Origin of the sequence: Thiocapsa bogorovii (genome assembly GCF_021228795.1) — a bacterium.
Classification (GTDB): domain Bacteria; phylum Pseudomonadota; class Gammaproteobacteria; order Chromatiales; family Chromatiaceae; genus Thiocapsa; species Thiocapsa bogorovii.
Map to the genome: position 1 here is coordinate 2,172,660 of NZ_CP089309.1, position 25,338 is coordinate 2,197,997.

The window sequence follows — 25,338 nt, forward strand, 5'->3', positions numbered from 1 at the left end:
CAGCGCATGCCGCGTGAGGCTCGCACGGATTTGTAGGAGACACTCCGCCGCCCCATCTCGGGAACCATGTATCTTCACCGACCCCGAGGACAAGGTCCTGCCATGCGCGACATCCTGCTGGTCGACAACGGTTCGAAGAGAGCCGATGCCACGCTGAGGCTGAGACAAATCGCGAGCCGTCTCGCCGAGCGCCTCGGCGAGACCGTTCACCCCGTCTCCCTGCTGCACTCGGACCGAATTCCGCCGGACAAGCTGCACGGTCAGCCCGCCGAGACCTTCGAGCTCTTTCTGCGTCGTCGTCTGAGCGAGGACGCTCGGCGCTTTTTGATTCTCCCGCTCTTCTTCGGCCCGAGTCGAGCCATCAGCGACTATGTCCCCGAGCGCATCGCGGCCCTGCAAAACGATTTCGGCCCGTTCGAGGTCCAGATTGCGCGAGCCCTCTGTCCCCTCCCGGAGGGCGAGCCCGACATGGTCGAGATCCTTCTGGAGCGGATTCACGACGTCGCCATCGAGCAGAACATCGCGCCGCGTCGGATCGTGCTGCTCGACCACGGCTCGCCCATTCCCGCCGTCACGGAGGTACGGCGTTGGCTTGCCCGACAGTTGACGCAACGGCTCGCCAACGACCCGGGTCCCGACGTCACGCTCGGCGAGGCCGTGATGGAGCGGCGCTCAGGAGCTGAATACGACTTCAACGGAGAGCTTCTGGAGGATCGTCTGCGCGCGCTCGCCGCAGAGGACATCTCGACGCCCGTCATCCTCGCCATGCTGTTCCTGTCGCCCGGACGGCATGCCGGCCCACGCGGCGATATCGCCGAGATCTGCTTGTCCGTGGAACGCGAACACCCGGGCTTTCGTGTCCACCCCTCTGGGTTGGTCGGCGATCATCCTCGGCTGCTCGACATCTTGGCGGCGCGCATGGCGGAGACGGAGACGACACCTGCCGGCCGAACCGACATCTTAGAACCGGCTCGTTAAGGACGGTTGCCGGCCGGCGGCCCTCGCCACGACGCCCGACCGAAAGTGCCTTGTCGGCTCGGGCGGAAGACACCCTTCAGCGCTTTCGGATTCCCATCCACGCCGTCGCAGTCCATATTGCCGAATCGGAACACCACCCCGAGAAGGAGAAGACTCGAATGGCCAAATCCGTTCGTGCCCCGGACTTTCGCTGACGCTTCCAATCGCCGATATCATGGGCTGCCTCGGCAGCACGCCCGACCGCAGCGGCGCCGAGGGCATCTCCCCGGAAATTTGCGAGCGCTTCTTCGCGGAGGCCCGCGCCTATTCGGAATGGTGGGCTGAAGCCGAGACGGATCCCGCCAATCTGCTGCCGCTCGGCGAGGCGACCAAGTCGGCAACGCAAGCATTCGATGCGGTGAAGGCCAAGATCGACGACTTCTTCACCCGTACCCGGCTCGCCGAATATGACCGCAGCGCGGCCGGCGCCCTGAATCCGAGCGAAGCGGCCTATCTGGCCGTCTCGGCGCGAGAGCTGTCCGAGGGCACAGAAGACATCGCCGCCTTTCCGATGACCCGAATCGAGGCCAAGCGTGCCCTGCCGCTCGACCAAGGCGTCAATCCGGCTTGGTCAGCAGCACTGCGGGAATTTCGCGATCGTGTCGTCAACCCGCTGCTGGGGCGGCATGAAAAGCTCACCGAGACCGAATGGCTGGACATCCGTCGGCGGTTCGACGCAAACGCCGCTTGGATCGCACGCATACAGGGCTCGACGGTCGCAGCAGCGAACTGTGTATTCAGGTCAAGGACATCGAGGCACACAGCGCCATGGCCTCGCTCAGCCGGACCTATCTCGCCTACTGCCATTGCGTGCGCCGCGGCGGAACCGAGACCATGAGCATCGTCGCCGCCTTGACCGGCGGCCATGCCGACAACCTGATGGTCGGTCGCAACGGCATCTTCTACGATCGGCAGGGTCGTGACTGGGATGCCACCATCACCAAGATCGTAGAGCAGCCGATCAGCGTCGGCGAGGCCTTCTGGAGGCCCTACAAGCGCACCGCGAGGATGGTGTCGGAGCAGATCGAGAAACTCGCCGGCGCGCGCGACAAGGCGGTCGACGATGCCGCCGGCAAGAGACTTACCGAGGCCACGGCCGCGAGTCCGGCCGCCGCGCCCGCGGTAAGCGGCTTCGACATCGCCAAGTTCGCCGGTATCTTCGCCGCCCTCGGTCTTGCCGTGGGTGCAATCGGCACGGCGCTCGCAACGGTCCTGGCCAGTCTGCTCAAGCTCCCCTGGTGGCAGATCCCGCTCGCCGTGCTCGGGGTCATCCTCGCGATCTCCGGGCCCTCGACTCTGCTGGCCTACATGAAGCTGCGCGCGCGCAATCTCGGTCCGCTCCTGGACGGCAACGGCTGGGCGATCGACAGTTCGGCGAAGATCAACATCCCCTTCGGTGCCAGCCTTACGCGGCTCGCCGAGCGTCCTCGGAACTCGGAATATTCACTCATTGACCCCTTCGCGGAAAAGCGACGCCCCTGGCGACTCTCTCTCATGCTCCTTGTCCTGCTCGGTGTCCTCTTTTTGCTCTGGCGAGAAGGTTACATCGCGCGCGGTTTGGAGCAGTTTCAGCAGGCATCGGGCGTCTTCGGGGAAGCCGCGCCTGCCGTCGGGACCGAATCTCCACCCGATACCTCGCACGAGGCCGCACCCGATCCTACAGAGGCCGTCATCGCCGATGATGTCGCCGGCTCCGAAGAGGCGGTCGCAGTGCACCCGGCCGAGCCGGAAGCCGAGTAGGGCCCGCCGGATTTAACATAGATCAAGTTCCTCCCCATTGCCTTTTGCTAGCTTGAACCGGTCGAGAGACCGGTTCGAGATCTCGTTCAATGGCACCGGAGGAGGACACATGAATAAAAGACCGCAACGTTTGACGACCCTGGCCACGGGAGTCGTCCTCGGACTGGGGGTCGCGGGGGCCGCCTGGTCGGAAGACACCTTGAAGGACGTCATGGATCGACGCGGCCTTACCGAAAAGGATCTTCTCGCCGCGGCCAAGACATACGTCCCCACGGGAGGGCGCGACGAATTCGTGGTCTTCGCCTCCGGCGGACAGTCGGGGCAGGTCATTGTCTACGGCATCCCCTCGATGCGCCTGCTGAAATACATCGGCGTCTTCACGCCCGAGCCCTGGCAGGGTTATGGCTTCGACGACGAGTCCAAGGCAGTACTCGAGCAGGGCCGTACCCGCGGCAAGGATCTGGTCTACGGCGACACTCATCACCCGGCGATATCCGAAACCGACGGCGACTACGACGCCAAATACGTCTTCATCAACGACAAGGCAAACCCGCGCATCGCGGTGATCGATCTGCATGACTTCGAAACCAAGCAGATCGTCGTCAACCCCTTCTTCAAATCATCGCACGGCGGTGCGTTCGTGACGCCCAATACCGAGTATGTCATGGAAGCAGCGCAATACGCGGCGCCGCTCCTCGACGACGGCTTCGTGCCCCTCGAGGAGTTCAACGACAAATACCGCGGCGGCTTGACCTATTGGAGCTTCAATCAGGAGAAAGGCCGTATCGAGCCCGAAAACTCCTTTACGCTCGAACTCGGCCCCTACAGCCAAGATCTTTCAGACGCAGGCAAGAAGGACAGTTACGGCTGGGGTTTCACAAACTCCTTCTGTACCGAGCGCTATGTCGGCGGCATCGAGCGCGGACGCCCGCCCTTCGAGGCCGGATGCTCTTCCAAAGACACCGATTATCTGCATGTCACCCATTGGAAGAAGGCCGAAGAACTGGTCAAGGCAGGCAAGGTGAAGAAGGAAAAGGGAATGTACTTCATCCCGCTTGAACAGGCGATCGCCGAGGGCCTGCTTTACCTGGTGCCCGAGCCCAAGAGTCCGCACGGCGTGGATGTCACGCCGGACGGGAAATTCATCATCGTCGCCGGTAAGCTCGACAGCCATGTCTCCGTCTACAGTGTCGAGAAGATCATGAAGGCCATCGAGGAGGGCAATTTCGAGGGTAAGGATCCCTACGGTGTGCCGATTATCCCGATGCAGGACGCGCTCCATACGCAGGTCAATCTCGGGCTGGGTCCGCTGCACACCCAGTTCGACTCCAAGCCCTGCGTCGCCTATACCTCGCTTTATGTGGACTCGCAGGTCGCCAAATACGACTACTGCGAAGGTAAGGTTCTCGACAAGCTGTCCATCCATTACAACATCGGTCATCTCATGACGATGGAGGGCGACACGGTCAACCCGCAGGGCAAGTATCTGGTGGCGCTGAACAAGCTCTCGATCGATCGTCATCAGCCCGTCGGCCCTCTGCATCCGCAGAACCATCAGCTGATCGACATCAGCGGCGACAAGATGCAGCTGATCTACGACATGCCCTTGCCGCTCGGCGAGCCCCACTATGCCGCCGCCATTCGCGCCGAGAAGCTGCAACCTGCGGTACGCTATAAATCAGGTTGGAACAGTCGAACCGATGAAGTGCATCCGAATCGCACCCGCGCCGGCCGCGAGACGACCGAGCGTACATGCGATGCCGGCGGAAAATGCACCACGCGCGTCATGGGTACCGTCATTCGCTCGCACATCACCCCCGAGATCATCGAAGCGGAAGTCGGCGACGAGGTCCACCTGCATCTCACCAACCTTGAGCGCGCTCAAGATCAAGTCCATGGATTCGCACTTTACGGACAAAACGTGAACCTCTCGATCGAGCCTGGAAAGACCGCGTCTTTCAGCTTCGTCACCGATGAAGAAGGCGTCTTCCCCTACTACTGCACGGAGTTCTGCTCCGCTTTGCATCTGGAGATGCAGGGATATCTTCTGGTCCGCCCCAAGGGCTATGAAGCGACCACGGTATCGATGGTCGAAGGCACGCTGTATTCACAAGCAGACTATGAAACCCAGGTCAAGACCAACCTCGAGACCCAAGCCGTCATCGATCAGGTGGTCGCCTATATCACAGCTCGGAACTTCCAGGACTTCCCGACCGCGGTCGCGCTCGTCGAGGACGCCACCGACCAGCTCGGGTTTGCACACGAGTCCAAGAAGAAATCGGAAGACGCCGCCACCATGGCCGACTGGCAGAACGCCATGCTCTGGGCCAATCAGTGGTGGCAATACCAGGTGAAGGCCGCCGACCTGGGCCTGCGAGCGAAGAACCTCCTGGACGAGGAGGGCGCGACGGTCAACAAATGAAGTCGCGTCATTGACCGGGATCTGGATCCCGGTCAATGGCAGCCTCTCGACATCCGCAATCGGCTATCGACCGGAGAGTCCACGATGAACGCCTTGAAGTCCGTTCTAATCTCGATCGCCGCGGCGATAACGGCATCCTTGCCCGTTCTCGCCATGGACGGCGCCGAGCTCTATGTCACCAAGACCTGTGTGGCCTGTCACGGCAAGGACGCCAAGACGCCCCTTCTGCCCATCTATCCAAAGCTCGCGGGACAAAGCCCGGATTACGCCTACAATCAAATGGTGGATATTAAAAGCGGCGCTCGTAGCAACGGCATGACTGCGGCGATGAGGGGTGTCATGCACCTCGTCAACGAGGAGGAGATGCGAGCCATCGCAAACTGGCTCGCCACCCTGAACTGACCCTGTGCCCTTTTTGCAATTCCATCATCAATGCATGCATCGTCGTCCGCTTTTATGGCGCCCTTATCAACTCGCAGCGCAAACATGCTCGATCTCAATAGACAAGACCTCGGAGCGATTTGCAGACGCGTGAGGCGCCGCCCGAGTCCTACGAGCCCGAATTGGAGTACGCCATGAATCAAAGTGACCTGTTTCAAATCGCTATCCTAGCGGCGGCCGTCTGTACGGCCGGAACGATCTCGGCAGCGGACACGAGCGACGCCGACCGCGTCCATCGCGCCGAACCCATCGATTGGAATCAAGGCGGAGGCGAACAGGACGAAGCCCTGCATCTCGAGCCTGACGTCGAGAACGGCATGGACGTCTATGAGGTCTGTGCCGCGTGTCATCTGCCCGAAGGATGGGGCACACCGGACGGGACCTTCCCGCAACTGGCCGGCCAGCATCGCGGTGTGCTGATCAAGCAGATGGCGGATATCCGCGCACAAAATCGGGACAATCCGACCATGTATCCCTTCTCGCTTCCGCAATCGATCGGCGATGCACAAGCGCTGGCCGATGTGGTCGCCTATATCGAAAGCCTGCCGATGAACCCGGCTTGGGGGAAGGGACCGTATGGACCCGGGACCGAAGACTATGCTCTGGGCGAGCAACTCTACCAGGACAACTGCGTGAAATGCCACGGCGAGACCGGGATGGGCGACGTGGAGAAATTCTATCCGCGTATCAACGGTCAGCACTATGCGTACATGGTTCGCCAGTTCGAATGGATCCGTGACCATAAGCGCCGCAATGCCAATCCGGAGATGGTCGAACAGATCAAGAACTTCTCCGACAAGGATATGCAAGCGGTCATCAGCTATGTCTCTTGGCAACCCGTTCGCGAGGAGCAGTTAGCCGACTCGGTCGATTGGAAGAACCCGGACTTCGAATGATCCGAATCGGATCCCGATTCGGATCCGGCGTTTGAAGGACCGAATCGATGCCGCGCCTTCCGGATCACGAGATCCGGAGCTCGATTGCGAACGCGGGACACTGCTGCGGCAGTGTCACGTATCGCTTTGACGCTCCCCGCTTCAGCTGTCGCCGGCCGCATCGATCCTGAAGGCTCTTTCACCCAACGCACGCGCACGACCGTATCCATCATGAGCAATACATCGACTCTCTCCTTTTCGGATCGGCACACGCCGTTGATCTTCGGCTTGATCCTGATCGGACTGCTCCTGCTCGGTGCCATCTATTTCGTTCCCGTCTGGTGGGTCTCGCTGACCGCGCCCAACTATCCGCCCGAGTCCTTCCCGGACGGCGTGCGCATCCATTTCCACATGAACGGTGTCTTCAATGGCTGTCAAAAGGTCGAGAAGTCGGAGATCACCGAGGACGAGGCGCTCAATTGTGTCCATGAGATGGACACCATCAATCATTATGTCGGCATGTATCCCATCTCGGCCGGAGGCGTCGTCGAGCGTGCCTTTTCACCATTCCTGTTGTCGATGCTCGCGGTCATGATCGTCGGATTCGCCATCCCCGGATCCAAGACCCGATTGGCGGTCATGGGCGTCGGGTTTGCGCTGATTGTCGGCTGGATGGCCATGACCTTCTATACTGCCGACGGGCTGAAGCTGAACAGCCAAGGCTATCTAAGTGCACTGGCGTTCGCACTCGATCAAGAGACCGCGACACCCGAGGCCGAAAAACGCCTTTCACCGGCCGAAGCACTGATCGCGCAGATGAAGGCATCGTTGGAGGGTGATGCGCAACCGAAGGCCACCTCGGGTGCTCCGAGCATCGACGACACCGGCGAGCCGGACAAGACCGCACTCGCCGCAAACCTGCGCGGCGCTTTCGAGCGCGATCAGGCAAAACAGCCCGCCGGCGAGCGTCGAGAGTGGACCGGAAGCGGCCACCAACTGCTCACCTGGCATTACGGCAAGAGCCTCGGGCGCTACTTCAACAACCCCGAAGAAATCCGGCCCATGGTCAGCGTCATGGGCACTGCGGCGCATGTCGTCTTTTGGGGCATCATCGGGGCCATGTTGCTGCTGCTCTGGGGTGCTCGCCGGTCCGAAGGCCCGATCTATTGGCTCTTGATCCTGGCGCCGATGGCCCTGCCGCTGATCTTCATCCTGGACTATTCCGCCTGGCTCTGGTGGTACGGCCACAACATGAACGCGATGGGCGCCTTTACGGTGAAGTCCTTCATGCCGACCGTCTTCGGCGACGGCAAGGTCGCCCAGTTCGGAACCCATTCCTATCCCTATTGGGGCTTCGGCCTGATGCTGTTGCTCTCGGCCGTTCTGGCGGCGGCGACCCTGCTGCGACGCAAGCAGCTTAAGTTTGCCCCATGAACCCGATCCGGCTTGCTTGCGCTGGACTGCTCCTGATCCCTGCATGGGTCGGGGCCGCCTACCCGTCACTGCAGCCTCTGGTCGACGCCGCGGAAACGGGCTCGGTGCTTACGCCCGAGCCCGGCATCTACGCCGGCCCCGTGCGCGTGGACAAGCGGCTGACCATCGACGGTCGCGATCGGGTGACGATCGACGGGGGCGGCAAGGGCACTATCGTGCTACTCGAAACCGACGGGGCGACGCTTCGGAACCTGCATCTCACCAACTCGGGCAGCTCGCACAACGACCTGGATTCGGGCGTGCAGGTTCGGGGCAAGTTCAACGTGATCACGGACAACCGCATCGATAACGCCCTGTTCGGCGTCGACCTGCAGCAGTCCGAAAACAATATCGTGCGGCGTAATGACATCTCCTCCAAGCCGGTCGATCTGGGTGTGCGGGGCGATGCGATCCGGCTCTGGTACAGCTTTAACAACGAGGTGACCGACAACATCATCCGCAACGCGCGCGACACCGTGGTTTGGTACTCGCGCGACAACCTGATCGCTCGCAACGACGCACGCGGCGGGCGCTATTCGCTGCATTTCATGTACTCGAAGGGCAACCGCGTCGAGGGCAACCACTACGAGGGCAACACGGTCGGGATCTTCCTCATGTACAGCGACGGCATCGTCGTTCGCAACAACCTGATCGCCAATGCCACCGGCACGACCGGCATCGGGATCGGCTTCAAGGAGACCTCGGACGTCGTCATCGAGGGCAATCGCATCCTGTATTGCGCCGAGGGCCTGTATCTGGACGTTTCGCCCTACCAGCCGGGCAGCATCAATTATTTTCGCGACAACCTGATCGCCTACAACGGCATCGGGATCCGCTTCATCAACGACTGGCAGGGCAACGTCCTGACCGGGAATCGGTTCAAGGGCAACACCACTCAGGTCGTCGTTGAAGGCGGCAAGACCGCCAACCGCAACACCTGGGACGGCAACTACTGGGACGACTACGAGGGCTTCGACCGAAACGACGACGGCGTCGGCGACTCGCCGCATGCCATTCAAGCCTTCGCCGACCGGCTCTGGATGGACGTGCCCCCGGCGCAGTTCTTCAAGGGCTCCCCGATGCTCGAGGTCATCGATTTCCTTGAGCGCCTCGCCCCCTTTTCGACTCCGGATCTTCTGGTGCGCGACGAGCATCCGCTGTGGGACGCCGATACCGAGGTCGTACTCGCCGTACCGCAAGCCGGATTGGCCGGCGGCTCGGAGTGGGAGCTGGATCCGGACACCGAGGCCGAGGCGCCTGCCCCGGACGTCGCACCGGGCGGCTATGACGCCTACGAGGCGTTGCGTCGCTCGCTCGGGAGGGATTGAGAGGTGAACCGAGCATGAACGAGAAACCGACTGCCCAACCGAAGACGAAGCAGAAATCGAAGCGCAAGACCAAGAAGCTGCGCGAGCAAGGCCGGCGTGAGTTCCTGCGCAGCACAGCCCTCCTGATCGGGATGGTAGGGGCCTCGCTCGCCGGGCTCATTCCGCTGATCGGCCAGGCCAACGCGCGTCTACGCCCGCCGGGCGCGCTCAAGGATCGGCTCGACGAGCAGGGATTCCTCTCGGCCTGCATCAAGTGCGGCCAGTGCGTGCAGGTCTGCCCGGTCGAGGCGATCAAGCTGGCGGATCTCAACGACGGTGTCGGCGTAGGCGCGCCACACATCGAGGCGCGCGACCAGGCCTGCGACTTCTCCTGCGACGGGCTGCAATGCGTGCTGGCCTGTCCGACCGGGGCACTGACACACGATATCGACTATCCCGCCGAGACGCGGATGGGATTTGCGCGAGTCGCCCGGCCGGGCCGCTGCCTCGCCGTGCGCGGTCAGCCCTTCAAGGGTGCTGCGCGCGGCCCGGATCACCCCGCATTGCTGCGCTTCGAGTCCGTCGACCGCTGGAATCCGATCCCGCTGGCCGAGCATCCGTTCGACCTGCCGCTGTGCGATCTGTGTGTCCGACTCTGCCCGATCGAGATCCGGATCGCCCAATGCGAGGCCGGCACCCCGCCATCGGGCGATCCCAATCAGTGCCCACCCTTGCACGCCATCCGGATGCAACCGATGCCGGACGGACGCACCGCGACACCGGTCGTGGAAGACGGCTGTGTCGGGTGCGGCGTCTGCGAGATGGTCTGTCCCGCCGAGCCCGCCGCCATCGTGGTGGAGATCCATCGGAGCGCCGACTTCCAATGAGCTACTTCGTCGAATCGCTGCGCCAATTGCTCGGGCTCAAACCGATCAAGCCCACACCCGAGCAGATCCCGATCCAGACGATCTACAAGGAGAAGCGCAAGACGCCGCTGTCCCGCGAGGCGTTGCACGCGGTCGAGGCGGGTCACGCACGCAGCGCGAACCGCCACAAATGGCGCAATCGCCGCTGGATCACCTTGATCGTGGTGAACCTGCTGTTCGTCGTGTCCTACGTGCTCGACGTGCAGTTGGTCGAGGGCGCGCTGACTGCCTCGCGCGTCATCGGCTTCCACCTGGCCGATCTGAACTCGGCGCTGCAGGTCACGCTCGCATACAAGCACATCGTCGTCAACCTGCTGATCGGCACCCTGACCGTCCTGGTGCTCTGGATCCTGCTCGGCGGGCGGACCTTCTGCTCTTGGGTCTGTCCCTATCATCTGGTCGCCGAATGGGCCGAGTCGCTGCACCTGTGGCTCGCCAAGCGCGGCTGGGCGATCGACATCCAGTTCCATCGCACCGTTCGGGCGGTCTTCTATGTCGTCTTCGCCCTGCTTGCGCTGCTGACCGGCTATACCGTCTTCGAAACCATCTCGCCGACCGGGATCCTCAGCCGCGCGCTCATCTACGGTCCCGGCCTGGCGCTGCTCTGGATCCTCGCCCTGCTGGTCTTCGAGGTGCTGCTCTCGCGCCGGGCCTGGTGCCGCTATATCTGCCCGATCGGCATCACCTACGGCCTCGTCGGTGTCGTCTCGCCGCTGCGGGTGCAGTACAACATGCGCAGCTGCCATCACGAGGGCGACTGCCGGAAGATCTGCATGGTGCCGCATGTGCTCGACGTCACCATTCGCGGCCGTGCGCAAGGACTCACCACCGACATCGGCGCGGACTGCACCCGCTGCGGTCTCTGCGTCGACATCTGTCCGACCAGCTCGCTGAGCTACACATTCAAGGGACTGGAGAAGGCCCTATGATCCGTTTCGAGCAGGTCAGCAAACGCTTTCGTCGCCAGACCGTTCTGAAGGGGATCGACCTCGTCATCGAGCGCGGACATCGCGTCGCCCTCGTCGGCTCCAACGGGGCCGGTAAGACTACGCTGATCCGCTGTCTGCTCGGGGAGTACGTCTGCCAAGGCAAGGTCCGTGTCGATGATCTGGACCCGCGCGAGCACCGACGCGAGGTGCTCGGCAAGATCGGATTCGTGCCACAGCTGCCGCCGCCGCTCAAGATGCCGGTCGGGCAATTGATCCAGTTCGCTTCCGGGGTCTGCCGTGCCGATCCGCGCCGCATGGAAGCGGTCGCGACACGGCTCGGGCTGGATGCGAAGGCATTTCGGCACCAGCCCTTCGTCAAGCTCTCGGGCGGCCAGAAGCAAAAGCTGCTGATCAGCATCGCCCTGGGTCGGGATACCGACTTGCTGGTCATGGACGAGCCCGCCGCCAACCTGGATCCCGACGCGCGGCACATCTTCTTCGAGCTGCTGGCCGAGCGACAAGACAGTGTCGCCATGCTCATCTCCAGCCATCGGCTGGACGAGGTCGCTGCACTCGTCAACCGGGTCATCGAGATGGACCAGGGCCTGGTCGTGCTCGACGATCGCGTCGCGGACCTGGTCGATCTCACTAGCCGTCTGCGCTGCCATTTGGTCCTGACCCGCGCGGACGACGCCTTTACGCGGGCGGTCACGCCATGGGGTCTGCGTAGCAGCGATCGGGGCATCAGCTGGGACGGCTGGGTCGCCGGGGCAGATCGGCTGCGGTTCCTCGGGCTGCTGTCGCGTTACGCCGCGCTGCTTGATTCCATCCGATTGGATACGGCGACCGAGCCGGAGTTGGCGGAGGTGCGGTATGCGTAAACCGCGTCCGGCAGATTATGGATTGGTTGCGCACGAGCGCTTCATCCGCGGCAATCAACAGGCGTCGCGGTCGACGCGGTGTAATGATCAAGTTTTTCGTTTTCTGAACCGGGTCCAGCTCGGATCTATCGAGTTGTGCAGGTCGGCGAGTTTGCCGCCGAGTCCCCCGTCATCGCGCGGGACGCGGTTCACGAGCATCGTTTCGGCGGTTGTGCTGACACTCCTCGTTTCCGCCTGCGGCGGCGATCCGGGACAGGGACCGGTCGAGGTGAAATGGGACCGCGATGCCTGCAAGCGTTGCCGCATGGTCCTCTCTGACCGTCTGCACTCAGCTCAGGTGCGTGTCCCGACACCGGACGGGCGTTCGCGCGTCTATCGCTTCGACGATATCGGATGCGCGCTGATCTGGCTCGAAGAGCGTGCCGAGCGCGATGATCCGGCCACCGAGATCTGGGTGAACGACTGGCGCACCGGGGACTGGATCGATGCGCGCACCGCGACCTATCTGCGCGGCCAGGTCACGCCGATGGAATACGGCCTCGGCGCCCAACCCGAGGCCGCGCCGGACGGGCTCAACTTCCCGCAAGCCAAGGCGCACGTCTTCGATGTCGAAGCCCGGTTCAACGTCCACGGCGGACATCTGGATGCCAACTCGGCGCCGCCCGGCGCGGCATCGGATCAGGTCCCGCCGACCGAGCAAACGCATGACCACGCCGATTGAGCCGTTAACGGAGTCCCGAGACCATGCGTGAATTCTGGCTGACCGCCCAAACCGATCTCCTCGAGTCGTTTCGGGCCAAGTGGTTCGTCGCCTACACGCTCGTCTTCGGCGGACTGGTCGTTCTGCTGTTCGCCTTCGGACTGACCGAGTCGCGGATCATGGGATTTACCGGGCTGTCCCGCCTGATGGTGACCTACATCCAGCTCGCCATGGCCATCCTGCCGGTCTTCGTGCTCATCACCACCGTGCGTTCGGTGGCCGGCGACCGCGAGGCCGGCGTCTACGAATACCTGCTCTCGCTGCCCATCGGTCTGGCGCCTTGGTACTGGGGCAAGCTCGCCGGGCGCTTCCTGGTCGTCTTCCTGCCCGTGTTCCTCGCGATGATCGGCGCGATCGTCTGGGGCTCGGTCAAAGGGGCTGCGGTACCTTGGTTGGTCTTCATCTGGTACACGGCTCTGCTGATGGCGCTCGCCTGGTGTTTTCTCGGCATCGGGATGCTGCTCTCGACCCTCAGCCGTTCGGCAGACGTCGCCCAGGCCTCGGCCTTCGTCGTTTGGTTGACGCTCCTGCTGTTCCTGGACCTCATTCTGCTCGGCACCCTGATCCGCAATCAGATCCCGCCCGAGACGGTCGTCGGCATCGCCCTGGCCAACCCCATGCAGGTCTTCCGCACCGCGGCCATGCTCCTGCTCGATTCGCAGCTGGTCATGCTCGGCCCGTCCGCCTACGTCATCCTCGACAACTTCGGGCAGGCCGGTTACATGGCCTATGCGATTGTCTACCCGATGCTTCTCGGCACCGCCTGTGCCTTCGGCGGGTATCTGCTCTTCCGTCGGGGCGACCTACCGTAGGCACCCGTTGCGCACGCAACTCGACCGGGCGCGGCGCGATCCACTCCCGACGTCCGCCGATCTCATGCGTCGCCTTGTCCACGCAGACGACCGGCGCCAGATGCCCGCCTTGGCCGGCCTTATAGCGCTCCGCCTGCTCGGATGTATGGCCGTCCGGAAGCTCGTTGCGCGTGAATCCGAACAGCAGTTGCCGGGGTCCCGGCTGCCGCCGAGCCAGTTGCAGAAAATCGTCAAATGACTCCAGCGCGATATTTTTCATCGTTGTTGTGATGACCTCGCCTCTTTGGTGGTCTTTGATTCAGTGCTGTCGACCGGCCATCCGACGACTGACTCAAGCCAAAGACTCGTCGTGCATCAGTCTCTTACCCGCGAATAACCAACCGCAGAAGTCAGAGTACCGACCTCACGACCAACAGCGTCAATTTACCCCGAAGGCTGATCCCGATCCGCCGCCATCACACCATCACGAGATAGTCGTATCGCCCCGGACCACAGCGACGCTCCAGCTGCTTGACGATGCGCCGCTGGATCGCAGGGGTATCGTTCGGCCCGTTGATATAGAAAGGTTTGCCGTCCTTACCGAAGGTGAAGGACACCGGGCAGGCGCCGGCATCGATGTCCCCGAAGATCAACCGAGCAATCCGGTAGTCTGCGTGCGGCTCGAAGCCGAGGTCCTTGGCATAGGCCAATGCCTCCTCGACCAGTTTGCGCGCATAGCTCGGATGCTGAGTCTCGACCGATTCCGTTAGATTCCCTCGGATGCGGGCCAGGACGGTCGGATACTCTGCCGCATCGACAATCTTGTACAAGGCGTCTTTGATGCCCAGACAAAAAACATCGACGACCATCCCGGCTAGGGCATAGCGCCCATCCGGTAGACTCCGGCTCACCCAGACCGTGCCGATGCCCAGCTCGAAGATATTGGCCGGGACAAAGACGTCCGCGATCGGCGCCCGGCCCACGTTGGCCCATACGCTCGCCCGGGATAGGGCTCCCGGCAGCCCCGAAGCCGCCGGCTTGGTTTGCCTGCGTTTCAGCTCACGCTTGGCCCGCTTCTTCTGCAACGCCTTTTGATCGAGCGCCATAAAAAATCCTCGCATGTCTTCGTTGATGGATCGTTTACCGAAGCCTTCTGTCGTCTGGACCGCAGACACTCGGCTGCGCGAAGCCGAAAATGGTACGCGCAGCTCCACGGACGCGCCCACGGAGGCGATCCAGGTGGTCGAGAAGCATCGCGCCATCGCGCCATCGCGCCATCGCGCCGATCCGAAATCAGCGAAGACAAATCCACGACAAGCCATGATTTCGCACACGCCTCGACGCCTTTACCGATTGCCGACACAGCAGTACTTTGGCAGTACCACAAGGATAACGATCAGGAGACCGCGGCATGGCACGCACCAAGAAAAAAGTTCTAACCATCCGCACCTCCGTCGAGGTCAAGGCGCTGCTCAAGCTCTCCGCGGAGCGCGAGCGTCGCTCCGCATCTTCGATGATCGAAGTGCTGGTTCTCAGCTACGCCGAAGCCCACGGACTGGCTGTCCCCGCGTCGAATCAGCCCGAGACCACGGGCTCCATCACAATCAAAAAAGCGAACGCTTCGGAATGACAGGGAACGCCCTCAAAAACATCGAGCAGATCGAAGCCAGCCTCTGGGATGCGGCCGACCAGCTCCGCTCCAACTCCAAGCTGACCTCCAGCGAATATGTGATGCCCGTGCTCGGCATCATCTTTCTGCGCCACGCCGCCAATCGGTACTACGCCGCTAAAGCCGCCATCGAGGCCGATCAGGCGGCGGGCAAGATGCCCAAGCGCCCGCTGCTCCAGGCCGATTTCAAGAAGCGCCGGGCGATGCTGCTGCCGCGGGAGGCGCAGTTCGATGAGCTACTGAGGCTCCCGAAAGACGCCGACCTGGGAGCAGCACTGCTCGGCGCCATGAACGCCATCGAGGCCGCGTTCCCGCCGCTCGCCGATCAGCTTCCGAAGGACTACGAGGGTTTCGATCCCGATCTGCTCGAAAACCTGCTCCGAATCTTCGACAGCGAGGCCCTGCGTACCGCATCGGGCGATGTCTTCGGCCGTATCTACGAATACTTCCTGATGAAGTTCGCCATGCAGGGGGCGCAGGACAACGGCGAATTCTTCACGCCGCCCTCGCTGGTGCAGACCATCGTCAACGTCATCGAGCCCGATCACGGCGTCGTCTTCGACCCGGCCTGCGGGTCGGGTGGCATGTTCGTGCAGTCGAGCCACTTCGTCGAGGAGCGAGGACGAGACACCAGCCATGAGGTCACCTTCTACGGCCAAGAGAAGACCGGCACCACGATCCGGCTGGCCAACATGAACCTCGCCGTGCATGGGCTCGAAGGCGACATCCGCGAGGCCAACACCTTCTACGAGGACCTGCACAGCCTCTTCGGCCGATGCGACTTCGTCATGGCCAATCCGCCCTTCAACGTCGACATGGTCGATGCATCCCGCGTCTCGGGCGATTGCCGTCTGCCGTTTGGACTCCCAGGCATCACGAAGAACAAGCAGACGAAAAAGGAGACCGTCTCCAACGGCAACTACCTGTGGATCTCCTACTTCTGGAGCTATTTGAGCGAGACGGGGCGGGCCGGTTTCGTCATGTCGTCTCAAGCCTCCAGTGGCGGCCATGGCGAGGCGTTGGTGCGCCGCAAGCTGGTCGAGACCGGCGATGTGGACGTGATGATCGCCATCCGTTCCAACTTCTTCTACACCCGCACCGTCCCCTGTGAGCTGTGGCACCTGGACCGCGGCAAACCTGAGGAGCGGCGCGACCTGGTACTGATGATCGACGCGCGCAACGTCTATCGGAAGGTCACACGCAAGATCTACGACTTCAGCCCCGAGCAGCTCGCCAACCTGACGGCCATCGTCTGGCTCTACCGAGGGCAGCGGCAGCGCTTCCTGGATTTGGTCGCGGGCTACTTCGACCGAATACGCGACGAGATCGCCCTGATCGAGGATGCCGTGCTCGCATTCGAGGAACGGCTCGTCGAGATCGAGGACGGACTCAAGGCATTTGCCGATGGAGTCGGCGGCATCGCGGGCATCGACGAAGCGCAACGGAAACCGCTGGCCGATGCCCTGACCGAGTTGACCGAGACCGAGAGCGCCTACGAGACCGATCGCGCCACCCTGCTCAACACCCTGGCCACCTTCGCCGAGGTGACGAGCAAGACACCGCCCGACAGCAACGAGGAACAGCACGCCGCCCGACACGCCTTCGCCCCGCTCGCCGATCGCACCAAGGGACTGGTCAAGCAGATCGACCTGCTCTACAAGCTCGCCGCCCGCGCCGCGCAACTGGCCCAAGACCTCACCCGCGATGAGCCTGAAGGGGCGAATTCATTCGTCCGCGACGCCAAGGCCATGTCACGCCGCCTCAAACCGCTCGACGCCGACCGCAAGACCGCGGTCGAGCAGCTCAAACTCGCCGTCTATTTCCACCGTCAGATCCTCTGGCTCCAGGAGCGCTTCCCCGAGGCCGAATTTGTCGCCGTGCCGGGTCTGTGCAAGGCCGTCACCCGCGCAGAGATCGAGGCCGCCGACTGGAGCCTGACGCCTGGTCGCTATGTCGGCGTCGCGCCACCCGAGGAGGACGAGAACTTCGACTTCGAGCAGACGCTGCGGGACATCCATATCGAGTTGGCGGACCTGAATCGCGAGGCGGCCGAACTGGCGGCAAGGATTCAGGAGAATTTTGAGGAGTTGGGGGTGTGAGTTGGGCTAAACGGAACTTCGAGGAATTGGTTGAGTTCCACGATCACGAACGCATTCCCCTTTCGACGCTTGTACGCGAAACCCGTCAGGGCGAATATCCATACTATGGAGCACAAGGAATCATTGACTCAATCGACGATTTCATATTCGACGGTGAGTATGTACTGATAGCTGAGGATGGAGCGAATCTCGTAACGAGAAAAGAGCCTACTGCACGAGTAGTGCACGGTCAATTCTGGGTTAACAACCATGCACACGTTGTAAGAGCAAGAAAGGGGATAGCTACAAACAGATTTCTCAACCTCTTACTGAATCACTCTGATCTTCGCGGTTACGTCACTGGTGCTGCTCAGCCGAAACTGTCACAAGGCAATCTGCGGAAAGTGACGTTTCTTTGCCCGAGTTATCAAGAACAGCTTCGAATCGAAGCTGTTGTGTCGGAGTACGACGACCTGATCGAAAACAACCGCCGCCGGATGGCGCTGTTGGAGGAGGCAGCGCGGCAACTCTACCGGGAATGGTTCGTCCGCCTGCGCTTCCCCGGCCACGAGCACACTCGCATCATCGACGGTTTGCCGGAGGGCTGGGAAAGAAGATCGTTGAACGACCTCGCCGAGTTTCAACTTGGGAAGATGCTCGATGCACGAAAGAACAGAGGTGAACTTCGACCTTATCTTGCCAACATCAATGTGCGATGGGGTCAGATCGATCTCAGTTATCTTCGGGAGATGCCTTTTGAAGAGCACGAAATCGACAAGTACGGCTTGAGGTATGGCGACATCGTCATGTGCGAGGGTGGCGAGCCAGGCCGTTGCGCCATCTGGAAGGGTCAAGCTCCCGGGATGATGTTTCAGAAGGCGATCCATCGTATTCGTGCCGCCGAGAGCTTTGACCACCACTTTCTCTACTACAGCCTCTATTACAAGGGCATATCCGGGCAATTGGCGGGGCTTTTCACAGGCGCAACAATCAAGCATCTGCCTCGCGAGAAGCTCGCAAAAGTAGACGTGAAAGTGCCGCCTAGACGTCTGATCGGACTATTCTCCGAACATGTCGGCCCTATCGAGCAGCAGATTGGCATACTGCAAGCCGCAGCGAGACGAGCGACCGAGGCCCGCGACCTCCTCCTCCCCCGCCTCATGAGCGGCGAGATTGCGGTATGACGGTCCAGAGGAAGATCGTCATCATCGCCGGCCCCAACGGCGCCGGGAAGACAACCTTCGCCCGCGAACTTCTGCCCAATGAGGCCAACTGCCCCATCTTCGTGAATGCCGACCTCATCGCCGCGGGACTGTCCCCGTTCCGACCGGAAGCGGCAGCGTTCCGCGCCGGACGGCTGATGTTGGAGGAGATACGCCGCCACGTCGCGAACGGGCGCAGCTTCGCCTTCGAGACCACGCTCTCCGGCCTGACCTATGCCGCCATGATCGACCGTTGGCGGGCCGACGGTTATGTCGTGAAGCTGGTCTTTCTATCATTGCCCTCGGCGGAAGAGGCCATCGCTCGAGTGGCCGTGCGCGTGCGTCAAGGCGGTCACGATGTCCCGACCGACACCGTCCGACGGCGCTTCGCATCCGGGCTCGACAACTTTCAGAATGTCTACCGCCATCGCGTCGATTACTGGCAATGGTTCGATAACGGCGGCGAATCGCCAGTCCTGTTAGCCGAGGGGAAGAAGCCATGAGCAACCCTGAACATACCACCCCGGTATCCAATCTCCAGGATGACGACATGCAGGCCGTCCCGCACGCGCTCGTCCGGGCCGCCCAACGGGCACGAGAGATCGCGGCCAGGACGGGCACGCCCTTGATCGTGAGCCGGGCCGGGCAGGTCGTCGAATGCCCTATGACCGACCGGAATCTGGAGCAGGCCGGCACCGATGGATCAGGTTGAGACGCCGAGTGCTCGGTAAGAGAAGCGATACCTTTGGCTCAGCGAAGCCGCAAAAACAGGCAAAGAGCCGCCCAGGTGAGCCATTCGCGGCACGCGATCATCGCAAGCAACTGTTTTAGAAATAGTTTCGCCAAACCCACCTGATATCGAATGAGCCAAAGTCGAGCCAAACGGGTGAGCCAAACACCGGAACATGCCACTATGCTCGACAAGATCCTGCCCTCCGAGAGACACGGTGTCTGAACGGACCGTCCCGTAGAGGAATCAGCCATGACATCCAACCCGCGCCAATTGCCGGTTAGCGAGCGCACACGCCTGGTCGAAGACCTGTGGGACAGCATCGCGGCTGAGCAGTCGGCGCTCCCCTTGACCGATGCGCAGAAGCGGGTGCTGGACCAGCGGCTGGATGCCTATGAATGCGACGGAGACTCGGGCCGGCCGGCACGGGAGGCGATCGCGGAGATCAGGACCAGGAGTTGATTTCAGGCGGAGGGATAAGCCATGGCCATCACGGATATCAACAGCGAAGACCGCTTGGTCCAGGAGACCTTCGCGGATCATCTGCATCGGGTCCTGGGGTGGGACAGCCTCTACGCCTGGAACCAGGAGACCTTCGGACCCGACGGCACACTCGGGCGCACGGACACCAAGGAGGTCGTGCTGACCCGCGATCTGCACGCCGCCATCGCCAAGCTCAACCCGGAGCTGCCCGCAAAGGCCGTGGAGGACGCCATCGCCCAGCTGACCCGCCAGGACTTCACCCGCTCGACGCTTCAACACAATCAGGGGTTCTACCGCTACATCCGCGATGGGGTGCCGGTCAGCTATCGGGATGCCAAGGGGCAGATGCGCCAGGGCTTTGCCCGGGTCATCGACTTCCGCCGGCCCGAGAACAACCGCTTCCTCTGCGTGCGCGAGCTGAAGATCACCGGGCTGCGCACGCCCAACTACAATCGCCGCGCCGATCTGGTCTGCTTCGTCAACGGCTTGCCGCTGGTCTTCATCGAGCTGAAGGCGGTCTACAAAAACATCCGCGCCGGCTTCGACGGGAATCTGCGCGACTATCTGGACGAGCATGTCATCGCCCATGCCTTCCATCACAACGCCTTCCTGATCGTCAGCAACGGCCACCGGGCGCGCTATGGCTCCATCACCAGCCAGTGGGAGCATTTTGCGGAGTGGAAGCGCCAGGACGAGCGCGACGCGGGCAGCCTGGAGGCCGAGGTGCTGCTGAACGGCCTGCTCGCCAAGGAGCGACTACTCGATCTCGTCGAGAACTTCATCCTCTTCGATGCCAGCAAGCCGGGCGCGGTTCGCAAGATCGTCGCGCGCAACCATCAGATCCTGGGCGTCAATCTCGCCGTGGATTCGGTCGTTCGACAAGAGGTGTTGAAAGGCGAGTTTCCGCGCGGCAAGCGTCTGCGCAGCCGGGTCATCGAGCTGCCGCTCGAATCCCAGCGGTTTTTGAAGGCGGCCGAGGAGCCCAGTCCCTACATCCCCAAAGGACCGATCGAGCTGATCGAGCGTGCCCACCCGGACCTCGGCAGGCTCGGCGTCTTCTGGCATACGCAGGGCAGCGGCAAGTCCTACTCCATGGCCTTCTTCACCGAGAAGGTGCGCCGGATCGTGCCGGGCAACTTCACTTTCGTCCTCATGACCGATCGCAACGATCTGGACAGTCAGATCTACAAGACCTTCGTCGGCTGCGGGGTCGCGGACGACCGGACACCGCGCGCCGGGTCCGGGAAGGAGCTGGAGCAGCTGCTCAGGGAGAACCATCGCTACGTCTTCAGCCTGATCCACAAGTTCAACCAGGCCGTGAAGTTCGACGAACCCTACAGCAAACGCGACGACATCATCGTGATCTCGGACGAAGCGCATCGCACTCAAGCGGGCTGGCTCGCACGCAACATGCGCCTGGCCTTACCGAATGCTGCCTTTATCGGCTTCACCGGAACACCGCTGTTCAAGCACGACGAGCTGACCAAGCGCATCTTCGGCGGCTATATCTCGTGCTACGACTTCAAGCGCTCCGAGGAAGACGGGGCCACGGTCAAGCTGGTGTACGAGAATCGCGGCGAGAAGCTAGGCATCGCCCGGCTCGATCTGAACGACCGCATCGCCGACAAGATCGATGAGGCCGATTTGGACCCCGATCAGGAGGCGTTGCTGGAGAAACTGCTCGGCAAAGACTACGAGATCATCACGGCCGACGATCGGCTGGACAAGATCGCCGAGGACTTCGTCGAGCATTGCGCGACCCGCTGGGAATCCGGCAAGTCGATGCTGGTGTGTATCGACAAGATCACCTGTGCCCGTGTCTTTCAGCGCATTCTGCCGCGCTGGACGGCCAAGGCCGAATCCGTGCACGGCAAGGCCGAGGCCAAGCACGTCGAAATCGCCTCCGAGACGGATCCGTATGTCCGCGAGCGCCTGAGGGCGGAGTTGGATCGGCTGCGCAGCCAGGCCCGATGGCTGGACAAGACCCTTATCCAGATCGTCATCAGCGAGGCGCAGAACGAGGTCACCGACTTCAAGAGGTGGGGCTTCGACATCATCCCGCATCGGGCACTGCTGAAGCAGGGATTCGAGACGACGGACGGCAAGCGGGTGGATGTGGAGACCGCTTTCAAGGACCCGGAGCATCCCTTCCGTGTCGCCATCGTCTGCGCAATGTGGCTGACCGGATTCGATGTGGAGAGCCTGTCCACGCTCTACATCGACAAGCCCATGAAGGCGCACACCCTGATGCAGGCCATTGCACGCGCCAACCGCTGCTATCCGGGCAAGGACTTCGGTCTGATCGTCGACTACAACGGCATGCTCAAGAGCCTGCGCGAGGCGCTCGCCCAGTATGCACTCGGTGATGACAGCGGAGGTGAAGAGGAGATCATCGCACCCATCGAGGAACGGGTGCAGGCGCTGCTCGAAGCCATCGAGGCGACCGAGGCCCATGTTCGTGCCCTGGGGGCGGAGATGACGGCCCTGCTCGGCACACACGGATTCGCTCGCATCAAGGGTATTGCGGATGCCGTGGACGCCGTCTACACGAGCGATGAATCCAAGCGGCGTTTCGAGATCCTGGCCCGTCAGGTCTTCGTCCGCTTCCGGGCACTTCTGATGGAGCCGATGGCCTTCACCTATGCCGAGCGACACGACAACATCGAAGCCATCTACAAGAAGCTCACCGAGCGGCGCGACACCGCGGACGTCACCGAGCTTCTGAAGGAGCTGCACCGCATTGTGAATCAGGCCATCCGCGCCGACGCACCGGGGGACGACCAAACCGTGGGGCTGACCTACGATCTCAGCCGGATCGACCTGGAGAAGCTCCGCGAAGAGTTCGCGAAGAAGGTCAACCATAAGGCGACGGCACTCCAGGACATCCGCGAAATCGTCGAGCAAAAGCTCGCCGAGATGCTTAGGCACAATCCGAAACGGATGGATTATTACAAGCGTTACCAGCAGATCATCGCCGACTACAACCGCGAAAAGGACCGGGTCACGATCGAGGACACCTTCACCGAGCTGACGGACCTGATTGAGGGTCTTGATGCCGAGCAGAGACGCGCTGCCGAGGAGGGTCTCAGCGAAGATGAGCTCGCGCTCTTCGACCTGCTGCAAAAGGAGACGCTCGGCAAGGCGGAACGCGAACAGGTCAAGCAGGCGAGTCAGTCCCTGTTGGCGTCACTGCGCGAGCTGCTGTCGCCCATGGAGCGATGGACAGAAAAGGAGCAGACCCAAGCCGAAGTCGAAATCTTCATCCTCGATCGGCTCTACACTGAGCTGCCGTCGCCACCCTTCACGGACGACGATAAGCAAGAAATGGCCGCGGTCGTCTATCGCCACGTCTGGCAGCAGTCGGTGAGCGGCGCACTCGGAATGGCGGCTTGACGCTCATGGAGCAGGCGAACGTCGTGTCGATCTGTTAAAGGCAGTGAGGTTGAAGCACGTCTTCGATTTCGAGGGAGCAGATCGCGCGAGCCAGCGCCCAATTCCCATCCGATTACGAAACTCCGCATGGCCCTCAACCAACATCAACTGAATAAATATCAGAGTTTTATGCAGAGATCGAGGCAATGACCGGGCAACGTCGAAAGCTGCGGCAGCGGGGTCCCCCAGGCAAAACGGAAGCGCCGAGGACGCGGGAGAGTCTAGGCAACAAGAGATGCAGCTCTAGATCAACTGAACCTGACCCTTTCTTCGAAAGATCCGCTACTTATAACGCCAGCAACACAAGCGGGAGTTCGACCCGGACGCCGTTCTGAATTGTTTCGGCCCAGGGAACCGCCAGCAATGTCGCAGATCGGCGGCGAAGGATTCCAGTAACTTACTGTTTTATAAGCATTCCGGCTTTAGGTTAGCGCCATTCGAGCCAGGCCCCTCTTATCGGTGCCTTGACCGCTTGCCGACACAGCTGTACATCGCAATACGACCGAGGACGAGGCCAGACGATAACCACTTCGAATCGAGATCGAACCTCGCGCGGCCGAAATGGATGGTCGGGTTCAATCTCGCCTTCACCATGGCGATCCATTGGAGCGTGCTTTCGTAAAGATCGGCCCGTCACGGTGACAGAAACACCCGCCGTTATGGCGGATTTTCTGTGCCGACGTGGATCGTTGCTGACGCCTTAATGAGGGCCAGACGGGGATTTCGTGGGGACAGTGAGCGCGAAAAGCAGAAGGGGTCGCAGGCGGAAACCTGTAACCCCTCGATTTATTGGCTCCCTGGGACGGGCTCGAACCGCCGACCTAGTGATTAACAGTCACCCGCTCTACCGACTGAGCTACCAGGGATCTATGGTAGCCCGCAATGTTAGCCGGGCACCCGGGTGGAGTCAAGATCGCGAAGATGCTGCATTTATGCGACCGCAGCGGCGATCCGCTCCAGCGCCTGCTCCAGATTCGCACGGCTGGTGGCGATCGAGATGCGCGCGTAGCCGTTGAGGCCGAAGGCGGAGCCGGGCACGAGGGCCACGCCGGCCTTCTCGATCAGGTATTCCGCGAAGTCCAGGTCGTTGGCGATTCCGGGGAGCTTGTCGATCGCGCCCTGCACCTTCGGGAAGACGTAGAAGGTGCCGTCGGTCGGCAGACATTCGATGCCGGGGATCTGGTTGAGGCGTTCGACCACGAAGTCGTGGCGCTCGTGGAACGCCTTGAGCATGACGCCGATGCACTCCTGCGGGCCTTCCAAGGCGGCTTGGGCGGCGACTTGGGAGATGGAGGTCGGGTTGGAGGTGCTCTGGCCCTGCACCTTCTTCATGGCCTTGATGATCTCGGCCGGGCCGCCAGCATAGCCGATGCGCCAGCCGGTCATGGAGTAGGCCTTGGAGACGCCGTTGAGGACCAGGCTCCGCGGGTAGAGCTCCGGGCAGGCGTTGACGATGTTGACGAAGGGCTCGGGGCTCCAGCGGATGTGCTCGTACATGTCGTCGGTGGCAACGAGGGTGCGCGGGAACTCGCGCAGCACCTCGCCGAGCGCTTCAAGCTCCTCGCGGCTGTAGGCCATGCCGGTGGGGTTCGACGGACTGTTGATGACGACCAAGCGGGTCTTGTCGGTGAGGGCGCCCTTGAGCTGTCCGGGGGTGATCTTGAAGCGCTGATCGGCCCCGGCATGCACAAGCCCGGGCGCGCCGCCGGCGAGCAGGACCATATCCGGATAGGAGACCCAGTAAGGCGCAGGGATAACGACCTCGTCGCCCGGATCCAGAAGCGCTTGGGCGAGGTTGAAAAAGCTCTGCTTGCCGCCGCAGGAGACCAGGATCTGGTCGTGGGCATAGTCCAGCCCGTTCTCGCGCTTGAACTTGTCGATGACGGCTTGCTTGAGCTCGGTGGTTCCGTCGACAGCGGTATATTTGGTGAAGCCGGCGCGGATCGCGGCGATCGCCGCTTCCTTGATGTGATCGGGCGTGTCGAAGTCAGGCTCACCGGCGCCAAGCCCGATGACGTCCTTGCCCGCGGCGCGCAGGGCCTTGGCGCGGGCCGTGATGGCCAGGGTGGCGGAGGGTTTGACAGCCTGAACGCGCGCGGCGAGCTTGATGGTCATCGGGTGTCTTCTCTGGGCTCTTGTGGTAGGGCGATGATAGTCGTGACTGGACATGCGGTGTCTCGCT

22 protein-coding genes and 1 tRNA gene are annotated in these 25,338 nt (G+C 62.0%); 20 read left to right on the top strand and 3 right to left on the bottom strand.

Translation table 11 applies throughout. The features are described 5' to 3' along the window. Positions 1-102 precede the first annotated feature (102 nt). The 13 genes from LT988_RS09800 to LT988_RS09860 all read left to right on the top strand — a co-directional run bounded on the left by LT988_RS09800 (position 103) and on the right by LT988_RS09860 (position 13,583). Complete coding sequence (locus tag LT988_RS09800) at positions 103-978, top strand: sirohydrochlorin chelatase (protein ID WP_232409964.1); 876 nt, start codon at positions 103-105, stop codon at positions 976-978. A 214-nt stretch (positions 979-1,192) separates the two neighbouring features. Further along, a complete protein-coding gene (locus LT988_RS09805; protein ID WP_232409965.1) occupies positions 1,193-1,855 on the top strand; it encodes a hypothetical protein in 663 nt (220 codons plus the stop codon). Beyond that, on the top strand, positions 1,786-2,757 hold the full coding sequence (locus LT988_RS09810) for a hypothetical protein (RefSeq protein WP_232409966.1): 972 nt from the start codon (positions 1,786-1,788) through the stop codon (positions 2,755-2,757). The genes LT988_RS09805 and LT988_RS09810 overlap by 70 nt, the downstream gene beginning before the upstream one ends. Before the next feature lie 109 nt (positions 2,758-2,866). Beyond that, positions 2,867-5,179 carry a Sec-dependent nitrous-oxide reductase gene (gene nosZ, locus LT988_RS09815; RefSeq protein WP_232409967.1) on the top strand — a complete coding sequence of 771 codons (2,313 nt, stop codon included), beginning with the start codon at positions 2,867-2,869 and terminating at the stop codon, positions 5,177-5,179. Between the two features lie 84 nt (positions 5,180-5,263). Then, a complete protein-coding gene (locus LT988_RS09820; RefSeq protein WP_232409968.1) occupies positions 5,264-5,581 on the top strand; it encodes a c-type cytochrome in 318 nt (105 codons plus the stop codon). Between the two features lie 173 nt (positions 5,582-5,754). Further along, positions 5,755-6,516, top strand: coding sequence for a c-type cytochrome (locus LT988_RS09825; protein ID WP_232409969.1), 762 nt, complete (start codon positions 5,755-5,757; stop codon positions 6,514-6,516). A 210-nt stretch (positions 6,517-6,726) separates the two neighbouring features. After that, positions 6,727-7,929, top strand: a complete 1,203-nt coding sequence (locus LT988_RS09830; protein WP_232409970.1) for a hypothetical protein — start codon at positions 6,727-6,729, stop codon at positions 7,927-7,929. Then, complete coding sequence (gene nosD / locus LT988_RS09835; protein WP_232409971.1) at positions 7,926-9,296, top strand: nitrous oxide reductase family maturation protein NosD; 1,371 nt, start codon at positions 7,926-7,928, stop codon at positions 9,294-9,296. The genes LT988_RS09830 and nosD overlap by 4 nt, the downstream gene beginning before the upstream one ends. Positions 9,297-9,310: 14 nt before the next feature. After that, positions 9,311-10,162, top strand: a complete 852-nt coding sequence (locus tag LT988_RS09840) for a 4Fe-4S binding protein (RefSeq protein WP_232409972.1) — start codon at positions 9,311-9,313, stop codon at positions 10,160-10,162. Then, a complete protein-coding gene (locus LT988_RS09845; RefSeq protein WP_232409973.1) occupies positions 10,159-11,130 on the top strand; it encodes a NapH/MauN family ferredoxin-type protein in 972 nt (323 codons plus the stop codon). The genes LT988_RS09840 and LT988_RS09845 overlap by 4 nt, the downstream gene beginning before the upstream one ends. Then, positions 11,127-12,011 (top strand): ABC transporter ATP-binding protein, encoded by an 885-nt coding sequence (locus LT988_RS09850; protein WP_232409974.1) that lies wholly within the window; start codon positions 11,127-11,129, stop codon positions 12,009-12,011. The genes LT988_RS09845 and LT988_RS09850 overlap by 4 nt, the downstream gene beginning before the upstream one ends. 211 nt (positions 12,012-12,222) lie before the next feature. After that, the gene (locus LT988_RS09855; RefSeq protein ID WP_232409975.1) at positions 12,223-12,732 is read left to right on the top strand and encodes a nitrous oxide reductase accessory protein NosL; all 510 of its coding nucleotides are present in this window, start codon (positions 12,223-12,225) and stop codon (positions 12,730-12,732) included. 23 nt (positions 12,733-12,755) lie between these two features. Further along, a complete protein-coding gene (locus LT988_RS09860) occupies positions 12,756-13,583 on the top strand; it encodes an ABC transporter permease (protein ID WP_232409976.1) in 828 nt (275 codons plus the stop codon). Positions 13,584-14,038: 455 nt separating this feature from the next. Here the strand turns inward: LT988_RS09860 and LT988_RS09865 are convergent, their stop codons facing one another. Further along, the gene (locus LT988_RS09865; RefSeq protein ID WP_232409977.1) at positions 14,039-14,668 is read right to left on the bottom strand and encodes a hypothetical protein; all 630 of its coding nucleotides are present in this window, start codon (positions 14,666-14,668) and stop codon (positions 14,039-14,041) included. Between the two features lie 305 nt (positions 14,669-14,973). Here LT988_RS09865 and LT988_RS09870 point away from each other — a divergent pair, with 305 nt between their 5' ends. The 7 genes from LT988_RS09870 (at position 14,974) to LT988_RS09900 (ending at position 23,117) form a co-directional block, all read left to right on the top strand. Beyond that, positions 14,974-15,192, top strand: a complete 219-nt coding sequence (locus LT988_RS09870) for a hypothetical protein (RefSeq protein WP_232409978.1) — start codon at positions 14,974-14,976, stop codon at positions 15,190-15,192. Further along, positions 15,189-17,330, top strand: a complete 2,142-nt coding sequence (locus tag LT988_RS09875; RefSeq protein WP_232409979.1) for a type I restriction-modification system subunit M — start codon at positions 15,189-15,191, stop codon at positions 17,328-17,330. Before LT988_RS09870 ends, LT988_RS09875 begins: the two co-directional genes overlap by 4 nt. Next, positions 17,327-18,493 (top strand): restriction endonuclease subunit S, encoded by a 1,167-nt coding sequence (locus tag LT988_RS09880; protein WP_232409980.1) that lies wholly within the window; start codon positions 17,327-17,329, stop codon positions 18,491-18,493. Before LT988_RS09875 ends, LT988_RS09880 begins: the two co-directional genes overlap by 4 nt. Next, positions 18,490-19,014, top strand: coding sequence for an AAA family ATPase (locus LT988_RS09885; protein WP_232409981.1), 525 nt, complete (start codon positions 18,490-18,492; stop codon positions 19,012-19,014). The genes LT988_RS09880 and LT988_RS09885 overlap by 4 nt, the downstream gene beginning before the upstream one ends. Then, positions 19,011-19,223, top strand: a complete 213-nt coding sequence (locus LT988_RS09890) for a hypothetical protein (protein ID WP_232409982.1) — start codon at positions 19,011-19,013, stop codon at positions 19,221-19,223. The genes LT988_RS09885 and LT988_RS09890 overlap by 4 nt, the downstream gene beginning before the upstream one ends. A gap of 270 nt (positions 19,224-19,493) precedes the next feature. Next, positions 19,494-19,703 (top strand): addiction module protein, encoded by a 210-nt coding sequence (locus tag LT988_RS09895; RefSeq protein WP_232409983.1) that lies wholly within the window; start codon positions 19,494-19,496, stop codon positions 19,701-19,703. 21 nt (positions 19,704-19,724) lie between these two features. Further along, on the top strand, positions 19,725-23,117 hold the full coding sequence (locus LT988_RS09900) for a type I restriction endonuclease subunit R (RefSeq protein WP_232409984.1): 3,393 nt from the start codon (positions 19,725-19,727) through the stop codon (positions 23,115-23,117). A gap of 829 nt (positions 23,118-23,946) precedes the next feature. On the opposite strand, the gene LT988_RS09905 is transcribed toward LT988_RS09900, so the two are convergent. Together LT988_RS09905 and LT988_RS09910 are read right to left on the bottom strand one after the other, a co-directional pair. Continuing rightward, positions 23,947-24,022, bottom strand: a tRNA-Asn gene (locus LT988_RS09905). Positions 24,023-24,086: 64 nt separating this feature from the next. Beyond that, positions 24,087-25,271: a pyridoxal phosphate-dependent aminotransferase gene (locus LT988_RS09910; protein ID WP_269752120.1), complete on the bottom strand. Its 1,185-nt coding sequence runs from the start codon at positions 25,269-25,271 to the stop codon at positions 24,087-24,089. Between the last annotated feature and the right edge of the window lie 67 nt (positions 25,272-25,338).

What these genes read in the sequence shown, in the direction of transcription:
- LT988_RS09845 (WP_232409973.1), top strand. Translation starts at nt 10,159, where the DNA reads ATGAGCTACTTCGTCGAATCGCTGCGCCAATTGCTCGGGCTCAAACCG.
- LT988_RS09830 (WP_232409970.1), top strand. Translation starts at nt 6,727, where the DNA reads ATGAGCAATACATCGACTCTCTCCTTTTCGGATCGGCACACGCCGTTG.
- LT988_RS09820 (WP_232409968.1), top strand. Translation starts at nt 5,264, where the DNA reads ATGAACGCCTTGAAGTCCGTTCTAATCTCGATCGCCGCGGCGATAACG.
- nosZ (WP_232409967.1), top strand. Translation starts at nt 2,867, where the DNA reads ATGAATAAAAGACCGCAACGTTTGACGACCCTGGCCACGGGAGTCGTC.
- LT988_RS09805 (WP_232409965.1), top strand. Translation starts at nt 1,193, where the DNA reads ATGGGCTGCCTCGGCAGCACGCCCGACCGCAGCGGCGCCGAGGGCATC.
- LT988_RS09885 (WP_232409981.1), top strand. Translation starts at nt 18,490, where the DNA reads ATGACGGTCCAGAGGAAGATCGTCATCATCGCCGGCCCCAACGGCGCC.
- LT988_RS09800 (WP_232409964.1), top strand. Translation starts at nt 103, where the DNA reads ATGCGCGACATCCTGCTGGTCGACAACGGTTCGAAGAGAGCCGATGCC.
- LT988_RS09875 (WP_232409979.1), top strand. Translation starts at nt 15,189, where the DNA reads ATGACAGGGAACGCCCTCAAAAACATCGAGCAGATCGAAGCCAGCCTC.
- LT988_RS09825 (WP_232409969.1), top strand. Translation starts at nt 5,755, where the DNA reads ATGAATCAAAGTGACCTGTTTCAAATCGCTATCCTAGCGGCGGCCGTC.
- LT988_RS09850 (WP_232409974.1), top strand. Translation starts at nt 11,127, where the DNA reads ATGATCCGTTTCGAGCAGGTCAGCAAACGCTTTCGTCGCCAGACCGTT.
- nosD (WP_232409971.1), top strand. Translation starts at nt 7,926, where the DNA reads ATGAACCCGATCCGGCTTGCTTGCGCTGGACTGCTCCTGATCCCTGCA.
- LT988_RS09895 (WP_232409983.1), top strand. Translation starts at nt 19,494, where the DNA reads ATGACATCCAACCCGCGCCAATTGCCGGTTAGCGAGCGCACACGCCTG.
- LT988_RS09910 (WP_269752120.1), bottom strand. Translation starts at nt 25,271, where the DNA reads ATGACCATCAAGCTCGCCGCGCGCGTTCAGGCTGTCAAACCCTCCGCC.
- LT988_RS09840 (WP_232409972.1), top strand. Translation starts at nt 9,311, where the DNA reads ATGAACGAGAAACCGACTGCCCAACCGAAGACGAAGCAGAAATCGAAG.
- LT988_RS09860 (WP_232409976.1), top strand. Translation starts at nt 12,756, where the DNA reads ATGCGTGAATTCTGGCTGACCGCCCAAACCGATCTCCTCGAGTCGTTT.
- LT988_RS09865 (WP_232409977.1), bottom strand. Translation starts at nt 14,668, where the DNA reads ATGGCGCTCGATCAAAAGGCGTTGCAGAAGAAGCGGGCCAAGCGTGAG.
- LT988_RS09810 (WP_232409966.1), top strand. Translation starts at nt 1,786, where the DNA reads ATGGCCTCGCTCAGCCGGACCTATCTCGCCTACTGCCATTGCGTGCGC.
- LT988_RS09890 (WP_232409982.1), top strand. Translation starts at nt 19,011, where the DNA reads ATGAGCAACCCTGAACATACCACCCCGGTATCCAATCTCCAGGATGAC.
- LT988_RS09900 (WP_232409984.1), top strand. Translation starts at nt 19,725, where the DNA reads ATGGCCATCACGGATATCAACAGCGAAGACCGCTTGGTCCAGGAGACC.
- LT988_RS09870 (WP_232409978.1), top strand. Translation starts at nt 14,974, where the DNA reads ATGGCACGCACCAAGAAAAAAGTTCTAACCATCCGCACCTCCGTCGAG.